Origin of the sequence: Vibrio bivalvicida (genome assembly GCF_001399455.2) — a bacterium.
Classification (GTDB): Bacteria; Pseudomonadota; Gammaproteobacteria; order Enterobacterales; family Vibrionaceae; genus Vibrio; species Vibrio bivalvicida.
Genome location: NZ_LLEI02000030.1, coordinates 1 through 25,610 on the forward strand (window position 1 = coordinate 1; position 25,610 = coordinate 25,610).

The window sequence follows — 25,610 nt, forward strand, 5'->3', positions numbered from 1 at the left end:
GAACTGAACAGTATTGGGCTATTATGTATTCTCACCTAATTAAGCAACAAAGCCCATCCGGATCTACATATCCTAACGGGTCACCATCCACATACGCGTAGAGATTTATCCCGCGTTGCTCTTGTAATGGATCGCGGTTAAGCCAACGTCCTAAGTTGGGCATGTAAAAGCGATAACCAAAGTAAACTATACCACTGGTAAAATCGCTGCGTTTGGTCGGCATGCCAAACGGTTGTAGGGTGAAATCCTACAGCCACTTAGTTTCTTAAAGACAAGTATTCATCCTCTATTTTCACTTCAAATTGAGCAATCATCAATGTTGGTTTTGATTAAAGGCATTGGGTAATTAAATACTCCTTTATCGTCGACGACCATGATCGCTTCAAAAGTATTCAAATCAGAAAAGTAGTGACCATTAGAATCATACTCCATTGAGTATATTTTTTTACCTTGCGTGTATTCTTCTAACTTGATCCACGATCGTTTCTCTTTCGGTATCTGACTCACTGTCTTCCCAAATACAAGCGTAGCAACCTTAGGATCCTTATCTAAATACATAAATGCATATGACCTATCATTCTTCGACAGAAAAAGCCAATCACTCGAAATCATATAGCAAGTGTCATCATCTAATATTACATTCTGACCAACTAACCTCTTTAATTTTAGAAATAAAACCTTACCCCTCCCATCATCCAAGCCAGAACTCAATAAATTACCAATTAAAATAAAGAGAGTTAAAGATACTAGTTTCTTATTCATAAAAGCTCTCCGACAACATACCCTGTAGCTAAATCAACTTGACTACCTGGCAGTGCTCCTGTCACGCTTGTACCTGGTACTGACTTTGCGGCGTTGTAAGTAGCTGAAGCTTCTTTCTTATAATGACGCTGTATATCGATGACATAAACACTGTCAAATACCGAAGGTATGAGCTACCCCAAATGCTCCGAACATAACTAATAAAGAACCTATTAGTATCCGACGAACTAATTTCTGAACATCTCTACCCTTTTTCGTTAGCTTATTTTGGTGGAAAAATATGATAAATAAACCCTCTAAGTACCGCGAGTTATTCTTATTCTCATTTTTGAAGTAACAAATTATAAAAATTCCAACGGTAATCGTAAGACCAAATACCCCCATAGAGGTAATCATGACAAAACCTAAAACATCATATAATAATAACAAACCCTGGCCTTAGTATTAAGAATTACAGCCTACTCGACATCTCAGTCGAAAAATAAAAACTATTAAGTGTAAACATAAAACTAAAAATAACAGTAGATTTTTAATTAAGAATAGTACCAATTCGCCAATATAAAAGATGCAAATACGAGCAATACAGAGTACTTATTACACCTATCATTAAAGGAAGAAACAAAACCAAATGTGCATACTAAAGATATTAGTAAGCTGCCTATTTCATCAACGATATAATCATTGTTATACCCCATAAATACTGTTAAGTGAAAGACAGAATTAACCAGACAAAGAAATCTAAATAACAACCACATATTGTTCATAAATAATAATAAAAAAAGACAATAGTGAAATTAAAAATGACCAGTTAATGGTTAGTCGCAACCTTTCCCTAATCATAAGCCCTTGTTCATTCAAAAAATCTTTTTTGCTAAACAGCATTGTGAAGTCTCTAGGGCCAACTCTACCATTGTCATTTCTATATTTTTTAAAATAAGAGGGGAATGGATCAATACAACTACACATATAAAAGACGCCAATGGAAAAACAAAACGAGAAATTTCTAAAACACTCAATTTGTTGTTACTCCTACCTTAAAAACAAATCCACCGTATACATTAACGCTCCCTCCTGAAGAAACATTCGAATCGAAGAAGGAATGGTAAAAAAGACAAGGCCTTATTCTTTATTTTAACTCCCAAGCACTAACAGGTTCACACTGCTCTAACGGAATAAAAAAACACCTCATTTCAAGAAACCCCTTTAATGATTCTGATTCGCTATCTGATATTTTTTCATAATAACGATTTAAATATTCTTCCTTATAATCTAATCCATTATGATAATTATTTTTATAACTTTCCATATACGCATATAAAGCAGGCTTGTTTCCATGTTCAATTATTTCCTCTAGACATGTTAAATCATAATTACCACTATTTGAAAACTTTCCACTAATAATAGCATCACAATATAAAATTTTATACTGTAGTTGATCCTTATCCTTTACTTTATTTAGTAACTTCTCAGATTTATCATATAAACAATTTCGGCTAGGATAGTGCATATATGAGCGCGCAAGTAATAACTTACTTTGATCATCATCTATGGTATCTACTGCCATTTCTAGATAATAATCAATTTTCTTATAGTTAATCTCACCTATACTCCCCAATATCCCATAAAAATAGCAATCCGTTAGTTTTTTATACCCTTTATGATCACCGTTATCGGCATTTTCTTTTAAAACCTCACACTCCTTTACTATGTCAATCATTTCCAATTCCCTTTCTTTCGATATTATATCGAATGACAACAATGACGAAATAGACACTAAAAAAACAATTATGTAATTAACAATTACTTTCATTTAATAACTCCATTCACAATATATTTCACATGACAGATATCTAAAATATTAAAACACTGTTTCCTGCGCCTCGGATTTGGATTTTTTTTAGCAAAACTATTTGAACTAGTTTTTTTATTCGTAGCGTCACATGAAGCTTTGCTTCGCGGATTACTACTTTCTGGTTCTATTGGAAGACTTTCTGTCCACAAGTTTCTCATATTCTCAACACAATCATGTATACACTGGCTATTCGTTTGGCCTGAGTAAACTGCGTGGTCCCATGGATTGGGATTTACCGGTCTGCCCTTTATTTTTCTATCTGGATCTACATACCCTAACGGGTCGCCATCCACATACGCATAGAGATTAGCTCTTGGAGTGGATCGCGGTTAAGCCAGCGGCCCAAGTTTGGCATATATAAGTGGTAACTGAGATGTGACCTTATTTACTAGTTTTTCAATCCATTGTAGTTCGAAAAGGACACCACCTATTTATTCGGAAACAAAGCCTTTACCCTATAGTAAAAGGAAAGACCTGACCTCGTCTTCAGCACTTGTTTGGAGACAAAGACTTTTGTCTTATTGCAAAAACAGGACATCACCCTATTCAATGTCTTTCAATACAAGCCATGAATAAATAGGCCAAGCAATGCATGAAATAACTAAATACTGTAGTGGAATAGATATAAAGTTAACAAATGGTATGCCGAGCAATACCAAATTATCATTTGTAAATTCAATATACAAAAAGTCATAAATAAAATTGTATGTTGCTTCTACAAATGACAACGATATTGCAACTTGAATGAATTGTTTAAATTTCATTTACATAATCCATAATTAAATAACTGTACAGAAAGACTCTGTCTGATTTCACTCTTGGTTTGAAGTTCCTACTTAAATTCATATACTCTAATTTCATTTTAGTCCTTCAATATAATGTATTTAATGAGCATTCAATATCACAAGATACTTCTGCATATAGTTCTTCGATAAGCTCCTGAACTGCTGATCTCTTTTCTTTATCAAATACATTCCACTTTTGCGTTGGCTGTTTACATGAAAGAGATTTATTGTGTGGTGCTTGCTCCATTACTGCAGACCTTGGTGACATCGCTGCCTTTGCCTTTTCATAACAATCATAATAACATTGACTATTTTTTTGAGGTGGATATATCAAGTGGTCGGTAGGACTCGGGTTGTATGGTTTGGACTTATAACGCCCATCCGGATCCAGATACCCTAACGGGTCACCATCCACATACGCATAGAGGTTAATCCCGCCTTGCTCTTGCAGTGGGTCGCGGTTAAGCCAACGGCCTAAATTGGGCATGTAAAAGCGATAACCAAAGTAAACCAACCCACTGGTAAAATCGCTGCGTTTGGTCGACATGCCAAAAGGCTGTAGAGCGAAATCATCGCCACTTACTTGCCCGTAAGGCGAATAGCCTCGCTGACTGAGTCTTTCACTGGCCTGGTCAAACACACCATAGACATGACCAAGATGGTTAGTCATGTAGTAAGTGTTTTGCTGGCTCTGCTGACGCATTAACAAGCCAGCGACACCGCCTTTTCTATCTGGTCGCCATACATTGCTTGCTAAAACGTTGTTTTCGCTGTCACGCTCTTGAAGCTCAATAAGGCCTAAGCGAACAAAACGTTTCTCTAAGGTTTTAGTATTGTTTTCAAAGCGCTGATACACTCTTAGAAAATGATCGTGACCATACTCAAATCGCTCCTCAACCTGAGTGCCACTTTTCTCAAAACGAATCGCGGTCAGTCTGTTTTCAGCGTCATAGTCTGCGACAAATGGAATCTCACCTGGTAACAAGCCTTGAATTAAATTCCCGTCTGCATCGTAAACAAAAGCGTTGCTGTCACCATTCCACGAGGAGATCTGGTTAAGTGAATTGTACGTGGCTTGTGTTTGTGGGCTCTCTAGAGGGAGTAACTCGTTAGACTCTAATTGGGTGAGCTTACCTGCAATGTCAAAACCGAAAACAAAGTTGCCGACAGTCTTCTCACCTTTCCGATACTCCAATTTAGAGATATCACCAATATCGTCAAAACTTAATACCTGTTCCATACCGTTAGGGTATGTCAAACGACTCGCTACATTTTGCGGTGTATCGTCGTAAGTGATTTCAAACACTTGCTCTAACGCCGAAACACTGGTCAAACGCCCAAATGCATCGTACTGATACTGACCAAAGTTAAGGCCGTTTAACGTGACTGATGAAAAACGGTTGAGCTTATCAAACTCTAGCTCTATGGAATCGCTCTCCCATGGGCCATCGATACGCTTAAGTCGACCATCGGGATAATAGTGATAACCCGTTGTACCTTGAGCATCAGACACTGAGTTCAATCGGCCTAATGTATCGTATTGGTAGGAAACCTCTGGCGTTGCATCACTGTAACTGACGCGAGTCAGTTGTTTTTTATCGTTGTAGTGAAACGACTTAGTGATGCCACGAGCGTTAGTTGTACTGCGAACATAACCTTGCTGATAGTCGTGTGTGATTTCACTACCATCGGCATAACGCTTGGTTGTCAACTGGCCAACTGAGTTGTATTCAAATTCTGTTTTGTTTTGATTGGCGTCGATTAACGCTTCAATACGCCCAGAAGCATTGCGCTCTATTCGTGTCACACCTTGCATAGGATCAACGATAGCGACCAATTGCTTTGCTGAATTATATTGATATTGGTAAGCTCGACCTCCCGGAAGGGTTTCGCTCTCTACAAGGCGAGGACAACTCCCATAAACAATCTCAGTATCACGATTTCCCTCTCTGCTGATATGAGTGAGTTGGTTAATTCGGTCATAACGATATTGCGTGGCTTTACCATGTATATCAGTAACTTGTGTTACGCGCCCTAGCTCATCATATTGATATGAAGCCAGCGCCTTACCCTGACTGACAATCGATTCGAGTCGCCCAGATGAATAACCAAAGTCGACAACGTTACCATCAGCAGCCGTTACTTGTAATAACTGCCCTTGGTCGTTGTATTTATAGCGAGTGTTAGCTCCGTTTAAATTAGTGGCACCAATCAGTAAGTTATTTTGGCTGTATTCAAAACTCTTTTCGCCTGTCGGCGTAACCGCTTTAATTAAGTTTTGACGATCATCGTAAACATAGATCGTGCTGTTATCAAGCGTATCAGTAAACTCCACGACTTTACCAAAAGAGTTGTTGCGATAGTTGACGGAATTACCATCTGAATAAACCGTTTTGGATAGATTACGATTTTGGTCGTATTCGAAACGAGTCCATGTACCATCTGGGCTAGTAACCTGTTGAACACGAGAATAACCTTTGGAGTATCGCTGATAGTCGTATACGGTTTTGGGAACGTCAGGCTGACTATTGTTGACATTGACATCTACGTAATCAACGTAGTGCTGTGGCGAAACGTACCACGCTTTACCGGTTTGCGAATTGTAAAAAAGCTCTTCTTTGAAACCCAAGGGGTTCACGACCGTCATTCGACTGCTCATCCCCATAGGGTCGCCAAACGCAGGATACTCATCAATTCGACTAGAGTCTGGATCCCCGAGTTCAACGAAAAACTTTGTTGTTCCTTTGGCGTCCGCTAGGGATGAGATTATCCCCATATCATTATAAGCAATCCGCGCCGAGTACCCTTGCATGTCCTCTAGCGAGATTAATTCACCTTTCTGGTTGTAATCGAAATGAGCTTTATAGCCTGTTGGACCTGTCACTGAGACAACTTGCTTGGCCTGGTTATAACTAAGAGTAAGAGTTTGCTCTAGTGCGTTAGTCACACTCATTAGCTGGTTGTCTTGGTAGGCAAACTTAAGCCCGTTACCGCTTTGATCGACCACAGAACTTAATCGGTAGTCGCCATTTTTAACCTGAGTGAACGTTTTGTAGCTACCATCAACATACGTTGCTTTGATCACGTCTTCTTCAACACTCAGACGAGGCAATAGTGTCGCTTCTCCTGAGAGCAGCGACTGCGAGTTCAAGATATAGTTGGTTCCGACTTGTTGGTATTCATCGACGCGCCCAGTACCTGACACCAATACTAATGAACTGGAATCTTTTGGTTTAGAAACGTAATCAGCGTAATTGTGTGTCCAGCGTGAACCTACTGAGCTTTGTTTGTCTTCTTTTCCTAGTGCGTTGTAGGTAAGGGTAAACTCAATACTTGGCCCATATGCTGAATCTATCCATATTGGCGTATCTTGAACGACTAGGTTAAGGTTGTTGAAATCAAAATGCCAAATCGGCGCGCCTCTTGAGGTATAACAATCCTCTTCGTTGTCACTAGTCCCACCACGGTGAGAGTGACTTTTCTGATAAGCACTGTCAGATACCCCTAACGGTCCTGTAGGTGGTTCCATTGCTGGCGCGCATGATTGAAGTAGCGCAAGAACGACAATGGCAAGCGCGACAAAAATAGCCAAAAGCATCAATATTTCCTTAATTGGATGGGTTACTTGTTGTTTCTAAAAAGGAACAGTTCCAGTTGGTTTCTTATGTTTAGACGGTGTGTGCCCCCTACTACTCACTTTCATTGCTCTCTTGAGAGCAGGGAGAAGTTGCTTCTTTTAACTCTTCCGCATCAGAGCGTCCATCCCCATCAGTATCTGAATTATGAAGATCTGTGCAGATATGATTTTCAACAAAATCCGGTATGGAATCCCCGTCAGAGTCTTGAAGTTGGAGGCTTTCGATATGAATATCTCCTAAAAGCAATAGATCATACTCATCCTTAGCTATATTCTTGACCCAATTACCTTTTATAGAAGTAAAATCGTACATCGCATGCAAATCTTCAGCGCCCTTGTCAGGTGTTAAGGCCATATGAGTCTTTATCTCATTATCGGAGAGCGCTTTATCCCAAATCTGCACGTTGTCTATAAAACCGTTAAAGTAATCAGAACCCTGACCTTGTTTATTCAAAGCACCTAACCACAATGCATGGTTAAAAGGTGCAGTAATGCTTGACCATGAACGAGGATTTTTAGTTATAAGTACCCCGTTAATAAATAACTTTATCTGCTTATCACTTATTACCAACGCGAGATGGTTCCACTCATCGACAGAATATTCTGGTTCGTTAAAAGAATACCCACTTTTTCTATCTTCACCCCAAGCAAACTTTCTCTGCGCATACTCAACACCGGCATAATAGTGTTGTTCGCTGTTTTCACTTACACCTAACAACTGAGATTCCAAGCTGTCTGATTTAAACCAATACATAAAGGTTGAGTTGCTGCTTTTAGGGAAGAACGGAGTAATCGCATAACCTTTGCTAAGCGATAAAGTTCCAGACTCCACTGATGTCTCAGGCAAATGTTTGGTTTGTGTTTTTCGGTATTCGTCCCAATTGGAGATACCGTTGCCATTGCTGTCGAAGTTGGCATCCGCAATTAAGCCGTCACTGCCATGATCACGTTCAAAATCGTCAGTTAGACCATCATGATCACTGTCAGGATCGCAAGGATTGGTAATAAGAATAAATGGTTTACCCACAGAAAGTTCATCACCATCACTGATCCCGTCGCCATCACTATCAGCGGTTAAACCATCAGTACAAAATGCCAACTCTAATCGGTCAACCAATCCATCACCATCACTGTCTTCGTCGCTAGGTTCCGCTACTAAGTGGGCACCATGAGTTAATTTGAGATCGTATTCACCTGTAGCCAGATTCATGATCCAATCGCCTTTGGAGTGAGTAAAGTCGTACCATGCTGCTAGGCCTTCATCACTAGGCGCCGGAGCGGTAAACATATATTGATAGATTTCCGAAGGACTGATTGCGCGATTCCAAATACCAACATTGTCGACCAAGCCCTCCATATACTCCTTTGCTATACCATTGTCGTTTACAGCACCAATATAGGTCGCCCAAACATTAGACAACTCTGCTCTATGTGGATGTTTTTCATCAACCTTTACGCCATTGACATAGAGCTGAGTCTTACCACTGTTGGACAGAACTAGAGCTAAGTGTACCCAGCCATCAGCAGAAAGATTGCCGAGCTTAGAGCGAGAACTATACTTGTCGCCGAACACCACATCACCTCGAGAAAACCCCAGCTTGTGCGTGTCCATGTTTCCCAGCTGCTGCTGGCCATTTGTCTGATACTGTCCCCAGAACATTAACGTCATATCGTGGGAATCAAAAAAGTGATTACTAATGGCGTAGCCTCTATTGTCACTAAGTTGTAAGGCGCGTTTTGCACCCATCTGCGACGCTTGAGGCAGCTCTTTGACTTGTGAGTTTGCATAGACTTGCCAATTGTTTCGCTCGTCTGCCGAATTAGCCATACGCCCAGAGTCCGCGATTAAGGGGTTAGTCTGGTGCTCAAGTTCAAAACTATCAGGGATATTGTCGAGGTCTGTATCTGCCAAGCAAGGGTCAGTAACCGTTGAGTAGTTTGAGTCTACGCCATACTCTTGCCCATCCAGCAAACCATCGCCATCGGTGTCAGATCGTGTAGCATCTAAGCAGCTGGCTATTTCTAACTTGTCGTCCAGACCATCCTTATCTAAATCGACAACTGGACGCTCTGCTGAAATTTTCGCACCGTGAACAAGTTTCAGATCATAAAGGTTTGTCACCTCATTCTTAACCCAACCATGTTTAGTGTGGTCAAAGCGATACAACCATTCCAAGGTACTGTCTGACTCAGGATTCGGCGGCGTGATCATATAACGGCGGACTTCTTCACGAGTGAGTTCACGCTTCCACTTTATGACGTTATTCAATTTGCCATTCATATGTCGCCCAGCCAGCCCTTCAATATTGGCCGCGCCTAAGAAAAAGGGGTATGCAATCGCCTTTAGAGTTCCCTTACGTTGCAGTGCTAGTTGCCCATTGACATACAAGGTTGTAACGTTTTTACCAATAGTCAACGCAATATGGTTCCACTGCTCATTAACTAAGTCGTGGTCATAAGCTATCTCACCATACTTCTTAGTCCTATACATAGCACCATACATACTGTGACCCAACGCTAATGCTGAACTACTGTTAATATCAACCACACCAGAAAGTGATTGTTCTTTAACAAAGAGTTTTTCATTCGGTTTGTACCAAAACATAATTGTGGCTGGGTCAGAAGTCGGGTAGTAACCTGTAATGGCGTACCCTTGTGAACCTTCGATGTCTAACACTCCAGGCTCGTTTTGCTCACTGGCCAATTGAAACTCATCACTTTGGTTAAGTTCTTCTATATATCGCTGCCAATGTGTCTGCTGACCTTGTGCATCAACAATATGACCATCGGCTAATGCTGGATTCATACTATTGATAATTTCAAACGCATCGTCGATGCCATCATTATCGGTATCTGCGGTGCATGGATCTGTCGTCACTTTTTGACCGTTGATAATGACACCAACATTGATTTCTTGCCCGTCATTCAGGCCATCGCCATCACTGTCGCTTTTCTCAGGGTCTGTACAATAGGTGGTTTCAAACTCGTCACTCAACCCGTCTCTATCGCTATCGTTAGATTGCTCCGATTCAACAATATGCGCACCTTTAACCAACTTAAGATCATAGGTATCAGTCGCTGCATTTTTTACCCAGCCACCTAGGTATTGCGAAAAGTCATACCAAGCGACTAAGCTTTTGTCGCTTTTCTCGGGACGCTTGCGCATATAGTTGATTATGTCCTGCTGAGAAAGTGGCTTGCTCCAAAGTTGAATATCATCAATCTGACCACTTTGGTGAAACACATCTTTGCCAAGATAATTGACCGCACCAAACCACATAGCATAGGTCGAATCTGTGTCGCTACTTAAATAGTCTTTAATGCTAATCACTTGCTCTAGCTGGCCATTAACATAGAGTTTTTTGGTGTCGTCAGAGATAACCAACGCCATATGCGTCCAGACATCACTTTTTGCTGTAGCGCTAGTTTCTAATACCTGACCCCAAGAGCGACCAAAGGGCTTGTTGCGTTTGTCGATACCTAAATAATGCCCTTTATATGTATCTTTCTTTACGCCACTGTACTGCGCCAAATCTGACTTATCAGTTTTAAACCAATACATTAAGGTCGCTTGCTGTTGATACTTGTCAAACGCGATACCCGAAACCGCATAACCTAGGTTACCCGACACATTAAGCCCACCGCTAACGCTTTCAACCTTTTCACCTTGGGCCAGTAGTTTTTCTTTACTACGAGTCGCATAGAATTGCCAGTTAGTAATCTTTCTCTGTGGCGACACTTGATTAACATCGTGGAGAGTGGGGTCAAACCCATTTTCTTGTTCAAACTTATCGTCAATACCATCATTGTCGGTATCTATCGAACAGGGATTGGTCGATTTTAAACCGTTAGCTGGCACGAGCTCTTGTCTATCTGGTAGGCCATCGTTATCTGTATCCGGATGATTTGGATCAAGGCATAGGCCTGATTCAAATGCATCTGAAAGGCCATCGCCATCGCTGTCTTGCTTTGGTTCGGCAAGCTTTAAACGACTGGCATCGGTTAACTTGAGGTCAAACTTGTCATTGGCTTTGTTGTCAACCCAAGCACCACGAGACTTAGAAAAGTCATAATAAGCCACTATTCCTTGCTCATTACCTTTCGGAGGCTCGGTCATATAACGGCGTACTTGGTGTTGGGCGAGTGAGTGTTTCCAAAACTGAACATCATCAATTAGACCATTCATAAAGTGCTTGGGCGCACTCGACGCATTCTGAGCACCAACCCATAAAGCAAGGATCTCTTTTCGAGAGTACCAAGACGGCACTCTGCCGCTGTAGGCCAAGTCGCCATTTAAGTACACTTGAGCATGGTAAGTATCGGAGTTCCAGCTCAAAGCAAAATGCTGCCAGCTATTTGTGACAATTGACTTACTGTTGTAAACAGAAATAGCGCTGGAGGATGAATTATATGTACCTTTAATAGCCCTATCTCTACCTATTCCCAATGCGAGCTTATGCCAACCTGAACCCGAAAAACCAGAATATTGATCCGACAACGTTTTCGGCTTAAACCAATACATTAACGTGAAATCTTCACGGTTATTCGTAAGCCCGGTAATGGCATAAGCCTGACTGTCCGTTAAGTCAAAATGCCTGTCTTGAACAATGACATCAAGATTGCTGTCGACACTTTCAGAATGCGATACATAACCTCGCCAATACGTTTCTCCGGTATCAGAGTTTAGTTTTAGCACATCATTTACAGCTGGGTTCATTCCCAACTGATATTCGTAGTCATCTGGAATACCATCATTGTCACTATCCACTTGACAGGCATTGGATATAACGTCGATTCTAGAACCAATACCAAATTCTTCACCGTCGGAAACACCATCGCCGTCACTGTCGGGATTATCACTATTAGTACACAGAGCCTGTTCAAATGTATCGGCGAGTCCATCGCTGTCTGTATCGAGATAGTCTTCTTCTGCTGACAGCTCCGCACCTGCCGCAAGTTTCAAGTCAAACTTGTTCGTTACTTTATTTTGAACCCATTCGCCGCGGCTATGATTAAAATCGTAATAAGCGACCAAATCGCTACTGGTGACACTGTCGAGACTGAACATGCTCTTTGCAACCTCTTCAGCAGACAGCGCTGCCCGCCAGACGCTCAGATTATCAATCACTCCTTCCACACTTTCAGCCTGCCAGGCCCGTTTTTGGTGGCGCGCGCCAAACCAGAGTGCATACTGACTGACGTCTTTAAATGTTAGTCCTCTCCACGTACGCCTTAGCTGACCGTTAACATAAATCTTGGCCGTAGAACCCGAGTAAGTCATGGCAAAATGGGTCCAACGTTCGTCCTCAATCTTAACTTTACTCAACGTCGTAGATATATTTCCAACACCGAAGGTGACACTATTTTCTTTATCGACACCGATATAAAAACGTCGACCATTATCATCATCACTACCCATGGTTTGTTTAGTGTCGCTATGAGAGTGTTTAATCCAGTACGTCAAGCTTAATGCTTCCCCATCGGGCGCAATCCCCGAAATGGCATAGCCATCATTATTGCGTACATCCAATACTCTTGGTGTTGAAACTATCTCAACTTGTTGCTGTTGATGCTTTTCAGCAATCCAATCGACATAGTGAGACCAACTATCACTGCGGTAGCTGTCTACCACCATGGGATCGCTGCCCACTTTGACTTCGTAGGCATCTTCGATTCCGTCGAAGTCGCTATCTTGAAGACAAGGGAAAGAGGTCGTTATGGTTGATTCACCAAAGCGTATTTCTAGGTTGTCAGCAAGACCATCACCATCGCTGTCGGAATGTTGAGAAGAGGTGCAGAGGCTCTCTTCAATATGATCGGGGAGCAAATCACGATCACTATCTAATGCAGAGAAAGTACTATTATTACTGGCACTGCTTATGCCATGACCATTATTCGCAATGACTTTCCAGTATCTGGGCTGGCTATCTACAATATGATTCAACTCAACCACTATCTGAGATTCTTTGATACCCGTCTTAAACTGCTTGAGATTCGATAGATCTTTTCCAAACCACAAGTCATAGGAGACTGCGCCATTGACAGCTTCCCATGAGAACAAGATCGGTTGACTGAAATTGAATACTGCACCATTGGCTGGTTCATTCAGAACGGGGCTACTTAAATGCGCCCCATTAGAGCCATGCAAAACGCTTAAGCGATTTCCCAGAGCGTCTAGGTTATGATAGTTATGCTTCTCATCTCCCTTTTCTGCAACCAACTGTCCACGCATGTTGTAACGATAATCAACTTGGTATGCATTGACGCTTGAACAGAGCATAGCGATAAATAGAAAGCAAAGTTTAAGGAGTATGTTTAGTTCAGACAAAGTACTTGATTAATAAAAGAAACGACTATCATTGATAATATTAAATCTATCTCTAAAGGTGAAATAAACTTATTTTATATCTTTATAAGCATCACTTATGACCTATAGGCATTAACTTCAAGGTTTACAGTACGAATTCAACTTCAAATTTTTTGTTATTTTATTTTAAAACACTACAAAAAATAAATAGTTAAAAAAGAAAACGCTAATTTAATTTACACTAATCATTATCCTTTGAATATATAGCTCCGCACTATTCTGTAAAAACCTAATCTACACAAATACAAGTTATATATGCATAAAATATAAATATTAACGCAACAGAACTATCAATAGCCGAATTTCACAATGTTAACCATAAAGGTTGATAATGAGATATAGATCCACTCAATGAGAACTCGCCAGTTACATTTGCGTTAAATTAATTATATTTTGTTACAAAACCTAGGCACCAATAAAAATACAATATGAAATCAATCAGTGGCTTATTAGCTCTCATATGCACATCTTCAATGGCTGGCGGCATAGATGACGAACGACTTCTAGAATCGCTCATCAAACAGGGTATTATTTGCGAAGACCAAAGCGAACTTGAAAAACAAGAATCGTTGCAAATTTATCTTTCTCGAAAATTCTCAAAATCTTCTAGTAAAAACCATTCTGAAGAGCCGTCCGACGCGGCAGAAACTGACTGTATTTCAGCGAAAGAATAACGATAAAACGCGTTAGCCATAATGACCCACCGATTATTCGATTGGGTGCTGATTGGATCTAACAACGTCGTTGTACCTGCTATTTAGCGGGTTGTTGGCAATAAAAAATAAATAAGGAAATATAATGAAAACGATGAGGAAATCACTGCTAGCGTCAGCAGTGTTCACTCTATTCAGCGCAAGTGGTAATGCCCAGACTCCGATCGACTTGGGCGTCATTAATGAAGACAAAGTCATTGAAATGCTTGTTGCCCAAGGGAAACTTAATCCCAATGCCTCAGTTGAAGATCGTCAAAATGCGCTAGATAAGTTCATCGACGGCAAACTAAATCGTGGTTTTAAAGGTGATGCACAGTTCGGCAAAAAAGCCTTGGAGCAACGCGCTAAAATTCTAAAATCGATAGAGTTTGATAAAGGGCTTCGCAAGGCTCATATTTTTTCATTCGACCCGAATGACAAGCGTACCGACAAAGTTCTTGCCGTATTAGTCGATTTCCCAGACTTGCCTTGGGACGACAACAGGTTGACTAAAGAGCATACTGAAATGCTCTATGATCGCTATGAGCCTGGCCATTATCAAGAACTGCTGTTCTCAGATGTTGGTTACACTGGCCCCAACGGCGAAAACTTTATCTCTATGCGCCAGTACTATGAAAATGAATCTGGCAACAGCTATAGTGTTGCAGGTCAAGCTGCTGGTTGGTATCGCGCCAAAAATAATGCTTCGTTCTACGGTGGTAACTCCCCTACAACAGATAACGATTTAAATGCTCAAGAGCTAGTCCGTGAAGCACTAAATCAGTTAGCGAATGATCCTTCGATCAATCTAGCAGACTATGACATTGAAGACCGTTACGACTATGACGGTGATGGAAACTTCCGCGAACCTGATGGGGTAATCGACCACCTAATGGTTTTCCATGCATCAGTTGGTGAAGAGGCTGGTGGAGGCGTACTTGGTGCAGATGCAATTTGGTCACACCGTTACAACTTGGGCAAGTACCACGTATTGTCAGGCACATCTAGTACCGTACCGGGGCGATTCAATGGCCAGTACGCAGCGTTTGATTACACAATACAGCCAATAGATGCGGCTGCTGGCGTCTGCGCTCACGAATATGGCCATGACCTTGGCCTACCAGATGAATATGATACTCAATATACAGGTAAGGGCGAACCCGTCTCTTACTGGTCTATCATGTCTTCAGGAAGTTGGGCGGGGCAGATCGGTGGTACTCAGCCAACTGCGTTTAGTTCGTGGGCAAAACAGTTCCTTCAAGCGTCTATTGGAGGCCGTTGGGTAGATAACTCAGTCGTCACTTTAAACGACATAGATGCCAAACCTATTGAAATAAAACTGCATCAAACCGTCGATAATGATAAACACAATATGGTGCGCGTAGACCTTCCGGTTAAACGTACCGCTGGACTTACCCCATTTAATGGAAAGTTCAATTTCCACAGTGGTAAAGGTGATGATCTAAAGAACAGCATGGAACGCAAGGTTACCCTTCCTGCTGCATCTCAAATTAAGCTTACCTTTAACGCATGGTATCAAATCGAGAAAGATTACGATTTTGCTCGTGTTCTAGTCAATGGACAACCAATTTCAGGCAACATCACCACTAATGATGACCCGTACAATACTGGACTAGTTCCGGCGATCGCTGGCGACTCAAAAGGCTGGGTTGACGCTGAATTTGACTTGTCACAATGGGCCGGACAACAGATTACCCTTGGTTTCGATTATGTCACTGATGGTGGATTAGCAATGGAAGGTCTTCATATAGACGACATTGCTCTAGACATAGATGGTTCAGTGACCAATATAGATAACGGCGAAGCGCAATCAACATTTGCTTTAAATGGCTATCGTTTAAATGATGGCTTCAATGAAGCACCGCACTACTATCTACTTCAATGGCGTAGTCACACTGATGTAGACGAAGGTTTAAGCAACATCAAACGCTTCGGACAATTAATGTCATTCGAACCTGGATTAATCGTATGGTACGTTGATGAATCGATGACGGATAACTGGGTAGGTAAGCATCCAGGTGAAGGTTGGCTAGGTGTCGTGGATGCCGACCAAAACGCAATGGTTTGGGCGAAATCTGGAACAGCTGCTCAAACTCGCTACCAAATACGCGACGCTGCTTTCTCATTGCAAGACCAAGCCAGTATGCGCCTAGAAAACGCCGATGGTGACGTCTTAGAAGATGTTAGTCTACTGGCAAACAACTCATTCTCTGATGATCAAGATTACTCCAACCCAATCGCTCCAGATTCTGGTCGTTTACTTACAGAATTTGGTATCGCAATTGAGGTGATTGAGCAAGCCCCTACAAACGAGTACGGCGTGATCAAGCTTTCTAAAGTACAGCAGCCAAATGTTGCCCCTACAGCAAGCTTTGAACTAACTGTAAACGGATTATCGGTGGTTTCTCAAAATAACAGTAGCGACTCAGATGGCGAAATCATATCTTACTTGTGGGATTTCGGAAATGGTGAAACCAGCACTGACGCCGTACCAACTTGGACGTACTCTGAATCTGGCTCATACACCGTCTCACTTACTGTGACTGATGATATGGGCGCTATTCACACCAGCACGAAAAGCATTGATGTAGTTGCGCCTAATGCCTTACCTGTTGCGAGCGCCAAATATATCCATCTAGGTCGCTGGGTCACTATGTGGTCAACAAGTCACGATCCAGATGGGCGCATCGTTGATACTGAGTGGGTATTACCAAATGGCAAAATCAAACGCGGACGTGTGTTTACTAAGGTTTTCCCAAGTTACGGAAAACATGAAGTAAAACTGACTGTTATGGATGATGATGGTGTTAAAACTAGCAAAACCATTGTCGTTGATCTTTAATCTACTCTTTGTTTCTCTTTATTCCCATACTTCCATAATGTGAAGTTTGCGCGGCCACAACGGCCGCGCTTTTTTGTTTATAGTTTGGGTACCGGCACAACTTCAACAGTGAAGTTTTTAATTCCGTACGCTTCTAACTCTTGGTCGCTAAGAGAATAGTCAGTAGGTTCAGAAAGCACAGCGCGTTTCGTACGACTACCCAATGGAATAGTTTCGCCGAATCTAACGTCTGAACCAAATGATGCATCCGCAAAAAACTCACCGGTAATTTGCGTTTGTATCGGTCTTAACACTTGACCCAATAAACTTTTCACGTTGTCAGCACCATATTCGCGTAACAACCAAGGCCAATCCCATTCGTTCGATGTCGCCGGGATATTGCGATGTTCATATTGATACTTCAGGTTTTTGTCATTACCACCGTTTCGTCCAATGACCCAATTTGCTGTATAGGTAGGTCGATTATCTGGGTGGTGACTTAATGCATTCCCCGACCATCTCATGAAGCCTGTCATAGCAACTTCATAACTTAGCTCTGCATTGAATGAATATGGGTAGCTGATCGAAGAGCGAAATACTTCCATAAACACTTCTTGTTTAGTATTCGGCGCTACATTCACAACAATCGTATTGGAGATACCTTTCGTCTCTGAATCTCCATTTGTTGTTGCCCAGCTTTGATTTGCACCAATTTCTATTGAAAGCTCTGTTTCACCCACTAAAGGCCACTTAAACTTATTTTTTGTCGACACTTTTTGGCTCAAACCATACGTATCAGTTTTAGACCAATTAGTTGATTTTTCATATTTAAAAGTAACACGATATTGTTGTTCTAGATCGGACTCATTGGTCACAACCTCAGAACGTCGACCGATAAGCTCTTTATCTGACTGGGTAATCTGCCCGGCATTAAACGTTTCTGGGTCAATATGGTATTGGAAACCAGTGACATCCATTTTCAAACGTTCATTGCAACGGTAGCCTTCACATGAGCCTGAGTCATCTGCATCAATATCATAGTGCCCTAGGCCATCTGTCGATGTGATCATATCATCGCCAACATACTTACTACCGGTTCCCCCAGCCCAGCCAAAACCAAGGTAATGAGCAAGCAATGCAAGGGGCTTGTAGAACTCTTGCTTGTTGATGAGATGCCACTCTGTGTAAGCCTCATCATTTTCAGGTAAAACTAATGCCGCGTAGGCTGGAATACTGTGATCTGGTGGAGTGTTGTAGGTACACCATGTCGTACCCGCTAATTGGTCTTGTTTAATGGTTCCGTTGTAGCCCGAGCCCATCAAAACATAACCATCTGAAATATTGGTAATTTGCCACGGCCCCATTTGACCAATGAGTTCTGATTTAATCGGCATAACCTCTTCAGAGGTAATAGGTCGAAATCCTATTTCGCAACTTTGGCCTTGAAGTTTAATATCCAATATATCCACTGCTGCATAAAGGTTGCTCGACATTAATCCTGCTACAACCGAGGTAGCTAGTAACGTTGTTTTTAAAACCTTATTTTTATTCACGTTATATTCCTATAAATTAATGGGATACGATGCGAAATATACAATTACTCCGCACGTTTTTTGTACTCCCAATAACCAATAAGAATAAAGCTTTAAATACTATTAACGGACAAAATGTCACATTGACATATTATTTTTCTTCATGAACATTGTTGATTGATTTTCAATCTGTTAAATTCAAAATAGCCAATAAATACATTAGTTTTTGTTAAATTAATCACACCTTAAATTGCACCTCCTAATTTAGAAGATTAAATAATGATCAATTCTAATTTAGCTTTTTCTCAACAAGGGAATTATTTGATCTTAGTTCACCTTTAAATACATTCATGAAACCTATTCTTTGACTCAACACAATCTCATATGAGATACAGATCGGAGGAGCTATTACTCTACCAATCAACAATTATGAGAACGTTTTATGAAGAATGCACTTTTACTGGCTAGTTCGTTGATCGCGATACCGGCATTTTCTGCTGAACAACCTATCACACCCGAAGCGGTAACTGCAGCGTACGCCGCAACCGTTCAAAATGACGAAACCTACACCTATGTGAGATGCTGGTATCGTCCTGCTCAAACTCACGACGATCCTGCAACCTCATGGGAATGGGCGCTTGATAGTGATGGCGAATACCTAAAAATACACGGTTACTGGTGGTCTTCGGTCTCGTTTAAAAACATGTTTTACACCAACACACCACAATCAGTTATAAAACAGCGTTGCCAGGAAACACTTAACGTGAACCACAGTACCGCTGATATGCTTTACTACGCATCCGACAATCGTTTTTCTTACAATCACTCGATTTGGACGAATGACAATACATCATCAAGTAAAATCAACCGCTTAGTTGCTTTCGGCGACAGCCTATCGGATACCGGAAATCTATTTAATGGCTCGCAGTGGGTATTTCCAAATGCCAATTCTTGGTTCTTAGGCCACTTCTCAAATGGTTTTGTGTGGACAGAGTATTTGGCTGAGGCTAAAGACGTTCCTTTATACAATTGGTCAGTTGGTGGTGCAGCTGGCACAAACCAGTACGTTGCGCTAACAGGCATTTATGACCAGGTAACCTCTTACCTAACGTACATGAAGATGGCCAAAAACTATGACCCTAAGAACTCATTGTTTACGCTTGAATTCGGCTTAAATGACTTTATGAATTACAACCGAGAAGTCTCTGATGTAAAAGCCGATTTGAGCAGTGCACTTATTCGACTCACAGACGCAGGTGCTCAGCACCTAATTTTATTGACGCTACCTGATGCGACAAAAGCACCACAGTTTAAATATTCAACCCAGCAAGAAATCGATACTGTACGAGCTAAGATTGTTGAGTTTAATGCCTTTATCAAAGAACAAGCGGCCCTGTACAAGAGCAAAGGGATTAATATTGTTCTCTACGACGCAAACACACTATTTAATTCAATGACGAGTAAGCCTCAAGAATACGGCTTCGCAAACTCTACAGATGCATGTTTGGACATCAATCGCAGCTCAGCACTCGATTATCTGTACAGCCACAGTTTTACTAATGATTGTGCCTATCATGGCTCCGATAAGTACGTATTTTGGGGCGTCACGCACCCAACAACCGCAGCGCATAAATACATAGCAGACAAGATTATTCAAGAAGAGTTAAGCAAGTTCCCGTTCTAAAAGCACTTGGGCAGAGGATCAGTCCTCTGCCTTTTTATTGTTGCACTTTCTACGCAACTGCCCTATTGGCCTTATAGGTATTCACACCAAAGAGAGTGATAATCGCTAGTACAAAAGGCAAAACGTAAATATTCATAGCTTGCCATCCGACCGTAGACTCCAGCCAACCTGACATTAACGCCGTAACGGTGACACAGCTAAAAACAAAAAACTCGTTGAATGCTTGAGCCTTCGATTTATTGGCTGGTTTGTATGACTGACTAAACAACCCCGTGGCAGCAATAAACATAAAATTCCAACCTACGCCAAGCAATATCAACGCAACACTAAAGTGCCAAATAGATTGACCGTGAATGTTAATGGCAATACACAAAACAAACAGTAATCCACCAGCAAGAATCATCGCCCTTGCTCCAAATCGTTCAATCAGACTACCTGTAAAAAATGCTGGGACAAACATTCCAAGTACATGCCATTCAATAACACCTGCTGCTTTGTTAAAATCAAATCCACAACCTATCATCGCAAGTGGTGTTGCCGTCATTAAGATGTTCATGACAGCATAAGCGACCATAGCGGCAAACACTGAAATCATAAAGTTAGGCGCTTTAATGATCTCACTGAGTGGTTGAGCTGAATGTGCTTCAGTGCGAGTTAGCGATTTAGGAAAACTGATCGTCTGTAATAAACACAACGCAACAATATTAAGCACAATCAAAGACATAAATGCGCCTACATACAAGCCATCACTCGACCATTGCTGTGAATAGATCGCTAGATTAGGCCCGAGTATAGCGGCTAAAACACCACCAGCCATAGAGATGGATATAGCCCGATGCCTAGCGCTTTCATCACACACTTCTATCGCTGCAAAACGATATAGAGTGCCAAAACCAATGCCGATACCAAGTAAGAACGTGCCAAAGCAGAATAGATAGAATGTTTGCTGAGACAATGCGTAGGTTGCAATCGAAGCACCAATGATGCCCACTATGTTGCCTATGCTAAATCCCTTTCTTCGCCCAAGGTTTCCCATAATTAAAGAGGCTGGAATTGTCGCACTCATCAAACCTAAAAATTGTAGAGCAACCGGAAGAGTAATGAGGCTAGCACTCGGCGCCAGCGTTTTACCAACTAAGCCAATGACAGAAATCAATAGAATGTTTCCCGTCATTAAAAGAGCCTGACATAACGATAGCAGCCATACGTTTCGATTCATCTTAACGCCTCTTTAACCGCTGCCTGCGTATGGATCGCAACAGTATCAAACAACGGGATTCGGGTGTCTTTCTGCTCGACTAGTAACCCTATTTCTGTACAACCTAAAATCACGCCTTGTGCACCAGATGCAGTAAGGTCTTCAATAATCGTCAAATAATCATCTTTTGAGGATCTCTTTATTTCACCTAGGCAAAGCTCATTGTAGATAATATCGTGGACAAGTTTTCGCTGCACACCATTGGGAGTGATCACTTCTATACCAAATTTGTCTGTGAGCCTTTGTTTATAGAAATCTTGCTCCATCGTAAAAGCTGTGCCAAGCAATCCTACTCGAGTAATGCCCTTTCGCTGTAGTTGTTCTCCAGTACAATCTGCAATGTGGAGCAGAGGTATATCGACAGAATCCACCACTTGGCCGGCAACTTTATGCATCGTGTTTGTAGCAATAAGAATGAAGTCAGCACCCGCCCTTTCTATAGATCGCGCAGCCTGACATAGAAGGTCCGCGCTAGCTTGCCAGTCGCCACTACGCTGTAAAGCTTCAACTTCAGCAAAATCGACGCTATTTAGGATTACTTTTGCAGAGTGTAATCCGCCTTTTTGCTGTTTAATACCTTCATTTAGCTGCTGGTAATAAACCGCAGTTGACTCCCAACTCATACCACCGATCATGCCAATTGTTTTCATTCCCTTTCCCCTAAATTGACCCCAGTTGATCCAATTAAACAGATATCGAAAACCATTACAAACAAAAAAGCCCCTAGCATGGCTGACGCTAAGGGCTTTTTCTTATTTAGCACAACTTAGTTGGTGTCTGTAATCGGTAGAACCTGTTTTACATAGTTGCCAGGTGACGGCCCCAATACAGGGAACTGTTCGCTACCAACTTTAAACGGCTCCACCTGCTCTTCAGGATTAAAACCTAATAACCACTGGTGCCAATGAGTCCACCAAGAGCCTTCAGTATGATCAGCATTGGCTAACCACTCATCCGCACTATCGTCCAAAGAATCGTTAGTCCAGAAACCATATTTGCCTTTTTCAGGATGGTTTATGATACCTGCGATGTGCCCGGACTCACCCAGTACAAATGTTTTATTACCACCCACATTGAGCGCACCACGATACGTCCCCTGCCACAGAGCAATATGGTCTTCCTTCGTTGAAATAAAGTAGCTTGGTACTTTAATTTTATTCAGGTCGATCCATACTCCTCCAATTTTGACACCCTTATCTTCAACCAACTTATTGTTTAAATAGAGCTCTCGAAGCATAAAGTTGTGAGTATTAGCGGCTACATTGGTGCTATCACTATTCCAGTACAGCAAATCAAAGTCGACAGGACTGTTACCCTTCAAGTAATTATCTACGTAGTAATTCCAGTACAAGCTGTTTTCACGTAGCAAACTGAAAGTTACACTAAGGGAACGTCCATCCATATAGCCTTTGGCATTGTTTTGCGCTTCTATCGCATCAATAATGGTGTCATTGATGTAAGCACCGACTTCTCCCGGTTGAGAAAAATCCAACAGCGTAGTGAAGAAAGACGCACTTTTAATGCGCTTTTTCATTCGTTTGGCGGCGTAGTAGGCAATAGTGGAAGCGAGGACTGTCCCACCAATACAATAACCCGCTGCATTAATTTGATCTTGACCGGTAATGTCTTCAATGGCCGATACTGCTTTAGCAACGCCTTCTGTCACATAGTCCCCAAACTCAACGTTGCGCTGTTCTTTGCTTGGGTTACGCCATGAGATCATAAAGACCGCATGCCCCTGCTCTAACAGCCAGCGAACCATTGAGTTTTTCTCACGCAAATCAAGAATATAGTACTTATTGATAAACGGCGGTACGATCAGCAGTGGGGTTGCATTGACCTTTTCGGTCATAGGGCGGTACTGAATCAGTTCAAACAGTTCATTTTGATAAACAACATCGCCTTGCGTATTGGCAATGTCCTCTCCGATTCGGAATGCATTATTGTTTGTCATTCGAATCTTCAAGATATCAGCGCTCGACTCAACATCTTCTTTTAACTGCTCCAAACCTGCAAGTAGGTTTTCACCATTTTGCTCTAACGTTAGCTTAAGCAGTTCTGGGTTGGTCGCAATGTAATTGCTTGGAGACATTGCATTGATGGCTTGACGCGAGAAAAAGCTAATGCGCTCTTTACTCTTCTCATCTAGACCTTCGATACTTTCTATCGTTTCAAGGTAAGTTTTGCTGAATAGAAGATAAGATTGCTTGATAAAGTTATAAAAGATGTCTTTTTGCCACTCTTCGTGTGCAAAACGTTTGTCACCTTTCTCTGCTTGCACAATCTCTTCTGTATTGGCCGTAAGTGCGACATTTTGCCAAATTTGTAGCTGCTGCTGCCACCAGTCAGCTTGAATTTTAAGCAATACAGCAGGTTGATTTGCTGCACTTTCGAAAAGCTTTGTTGTATCTTCGAAATTGACCTCTTGCATCGCTTTATTTAGGGGAGAGTTTGCGGCTGCCCTGCTGAGTTCTAGATCTTCCCACCATTTTTGATTGGTTTCTTGGAGCTTAACAAGGTAGTCCGAAAAGAAGTGTTGTAACATATTGCTACTCCTAAGATCGGAAAAAATGCCGCCTTTCGGCGGCAGAGAAGTCAGTGTTATGCAGGAGTCACTGTCTTAAGGTTTTCCGATGTTATTTGCTCAACATCATCTTTGAACTCTTTAGCAATTGACTGTAATTTATTGCTGTCGTCCATCATCTGCTGCGAGAGCTTCGTTAGTACATTTAGCTGTTGGCTATTGAATGCCGTTAGCGAAGTCACGTCTTTCACTTCACTAGCCGCTTTCATTTGAGTTAAACCCATTTCGCTGTATGTACGGATTGCATTTAGTTGAAGCTCAGTGAGCACTTCTACATTTTTAGTCACTAGCTTGTTGAATTTTACGTACGGTTCTAGACCTTTTTCAGTTTGGTCAGTAAACGTTTTGAAGAAATCTGTGTACATGAGTATCACTCCTAAGTTAAATCTATTTAAATGGGTTAGTTAATTGATTTTATTACTACTGCAGTGCCCATACCGCCACCGACACAAAGTGAGGCGACACCGTATTGACCTTGCCCACGATTAAGCTCGTGGATTAGTGAAACCAGGATGCGGTTGCCAGATGCACCAAGGGGATGACCTAGTGCAATTGCACCGCCATTAGGGTTGGCTTTATCAAGAATTGATGACACCGATACTTGATGCTTTTCTGCTAATTTATGCACCACACCAAGTGCTTGTGCCGCAAAGGCTTCATTCAGCTCATACACATCGATGTCGTCTGTTTTCAGCTCTGCTTTGGCTAGTGCTTTAGTCACAGCTTCAACAGGGCCAAGTCCCATAATTTCTGGCGCTAGACCCGACTGAGCGCAGCTTACAACTTCAGCAATGGGTGTTAAACCGTGCGCTTTTACAGCCGATTCACTCGCAACAACAATCGCACTTGCGCCATCGTTGATACCAGACGCATTACCCGCGGTCACTGTTCCTTCACGGTCGAAAGCTGGGCGAAGTTTAGCTAATCCACTCAATGTCGCGTCTGGTTTTGGGTACTCATCAGTATCGAAGACGATGGTTTCACGTCGCTTTTTAACGTCAACTGAGACAATTTCATTCTGGAACTTGCCTGCTTCGATAGCAGACACAGCCTTAAGCTGACTCGCAAGCGCATATTCATCTTGCTGTTCGCGCGAAAGTCCGACCTCTTTTGCAACATTTTCCGCCGTTACACCCATGTGATACTGGTTGAACGCATCGGTTAAGCCGTCATTGATCAACAGGTCTGTCAGGTTCATGCTGCCCATCTTATGGCCATCTCGAATTCCTGAAGGTACAGTGAAAGGAATTTGAGACATCACCTCAACCCCAGCAGCGACAACAACATCTGCATCTCCAGAACGAATATGGCTGACGGCATCCATCACAGTTTTCATACCGCTGCCACACACCATGTTCAAAGAGTAGGCTGGAACTTCTTTGGGAATTCCCGCATAGATGGCAGCTTGACGTCCAACACCCATACCTTGACCGGCACTAACCACGTGACCCACGATAACTTCATCAATCACGTCAACGTTAATGTTGCTGTCAGATACCGCAGCCTTAATCGCAATTGACGCTAAGTTGCCAGCCGAGATGTCTTTTAATGAACCACCAAAAGCGCCGATAGGTGTACGCTTAGCACCAACAATAAATACTTTTTCCATTTCACT

The 25,610-nt window shown here is 41.9% G+C and carries 13 protein-coding genes; 2 read left to right on the plus strand and 11 right to left on the minus strand.

The window, feature by feature from the left end; translation table 11 throughout:
• Positions 1–31 precede the first annotated feature (31 nt).
• The 5 genes from APB76_RS22590 to APB76_RS10670 all read right to left on the minus strand — a co-directional run bounded on the left by APB76_RS22590 (position 32) and on the right by APB76_RS10670 (position 13,364).
• Entirely contained in the window at positions 32–223 is a 192-nt protein-coding gene (locus APB76_RS22590) for an RHS repeat-associated core domain-containing protein (protein WP_074181706.1), read from the minus strand.
• A 74-nt stretch (positions 224–297) separates the two neighbouring features.
• Entirely contained in the window at positions 298–762 is a 465-nt protein-coding gene (locus APB76_RS10645; protein WP_054963481.1) for a hypothetical protein, read from the minus strand.
• Between the two features lie 1,126 nt (positions 763–1,888).
• Positions 1,889–2,572, minus strand: coding sequence for a hypothetical protein (locus tag APB76_RS10655; RefSeq protein ID WP_054963483.1), 684 nt, complete (start codon positions 2,570–2,572; stop codon positions 1,889–1,891).
• Positions 2,573–3,484: 912 nt separating this feature from the next.
• Positions 3,485–6,997, minus strand: a complete 3,513-nt coding sequence (locus tag APB76_RS10665) for an RHS repeat domain-containing protein (RefSeq protein WP_074181707.1) — start codon at positions 6,995–6,997, stop codon at positions 3,485–3,487.
• Positions 6,998–7,088: 91 nt separating this feature from the next.
• The gene (locus APB76_RS10670; protein ID WP_054963484.1) at positions 7,089–13,364 is read right to left on the minus strand and encodes a LamG domain-containing protein; all 6,276 of its coding nucleotides are present in this window, start codon (positions 13,362–13,364) and stop codon (positions 7,089–7,091) included.
• A gap of 837 nt (positions 13,365–14,201) precedes the next feature.
• Between APB76_RS10670 and APB76_RS10680 the strand changes: the two genes are divergently transcribed.
• A complete protein-coding gene (locus APB76_RS10680) occupies positions 14,202–16,958 on the plus strand; it encodes an immune inhibitor A domain-containing protein (RefSeq protein WP_054963485.1) in 2,757 nt (918 codons plus the stop codon).
• 77 nt (positions 16,959–17,035) lie between these two features.
• Here the strand turns inward: APB76_RS10680 and APB76_RS10685 are convergent, their stop codons facing one another.
• Complete coding sequence (locus tag APB76_RS10685; RefSeq protein WP_074181708.1) at positions 17,036–18,490, minus strand: aerolysin family beta-barrel pore-forming toxin; 1,455 nt, start codon at positions 18,488–18,490, stop codon at positions 17,036–17,038.
• A gap of 421 nt (positions 18,491–18,911) precedes the next feature.
• Here APB76_RS10685 and APB76_RS10690 point away from each other — a divergent pair, with 421 nt between their 5' ends.
• On the plus strand, positions 18,912–20,153 hold the full coding sequence (locus tag APB76_RS10690; RefSeq protein ID WP_054963486.1) for an SGNH/GDSL hydrolase family protein: 1,242 nt from the start codon (positions 18,912–18,914) through the stop codon (positions 20,151–20,153).
• Positions 20,154–20,202: 49 nt separating this feature from the next.
• Here APB76_RS10690 and APB76_RS10695 read toward each other — a convergent pair whose 3' ends face one another.
• The 5 genes from APB76_RS10695 to APB76_RS10715 form a co-directional block, all read right to left on the minus strand.
• A complete protein-coding gene (locus APB76_RS10695; RefSeq protein WP_054963487.1) occupies positions 20,203–21,372 on the minus strand; it encodes an MFS transporter in 1,170 nt (389 codons plus the stop codon).
• A complete protein-coding gene (locus APB76_RS10700) occupies positions 21,369–22,061 on the minus strand; it encodes an aspartate/glutamate racemase family protein (protein ID WP_054963488.1) in 693 nt (230 codons plus the stop codon). Before APB76_RS10700 ends, APB76_RS10695 begins: the two co-directional genes overlap by 4 nt.
• Before the next feature lie 116 nt (positions 22,062–22,177).
• Positions 22,178–23,956, minus strand: a complete 1,779-nt coding sequence (gene phaC / locus APB76_RS10705) for a class I poly(R)-hydroxyalkanoic acid synthase (protein ID WP_049846285.1) — start codon at positions 23,954–23,956, stop codon at positions 22,178–22,180.
• A 56-nt stretch (positions 23,957–24,012) separates the two neighbouring features.
• Positions 24,013–24,360, minus strand: a complete 348-nt coding sequence (locus APB76_RS10710; RefSeq protein ID WP_049846286.1) for a phasin family protein — start codon at positions 24,358–24,360, stop codon at positions 24,013–24,015.
• Positions 24,361–24,395: 35 nt separating this feature from the next.
• The gene (locus tag APB76_RS10715) at positions 24,396–25,604 is read right to left on the minus strand and encodes an acetyl-CoA C-acetyltransferase (RefSeq protein ID WP_054963489.1); all 1,209 of its coding nucleotides are present in this window, start codon (positions 25,602–25,604) and stop codon (positions 24,396–24,398) included.
• Positions 25,605–25,610: the final 6 nt, after the last annotated feature.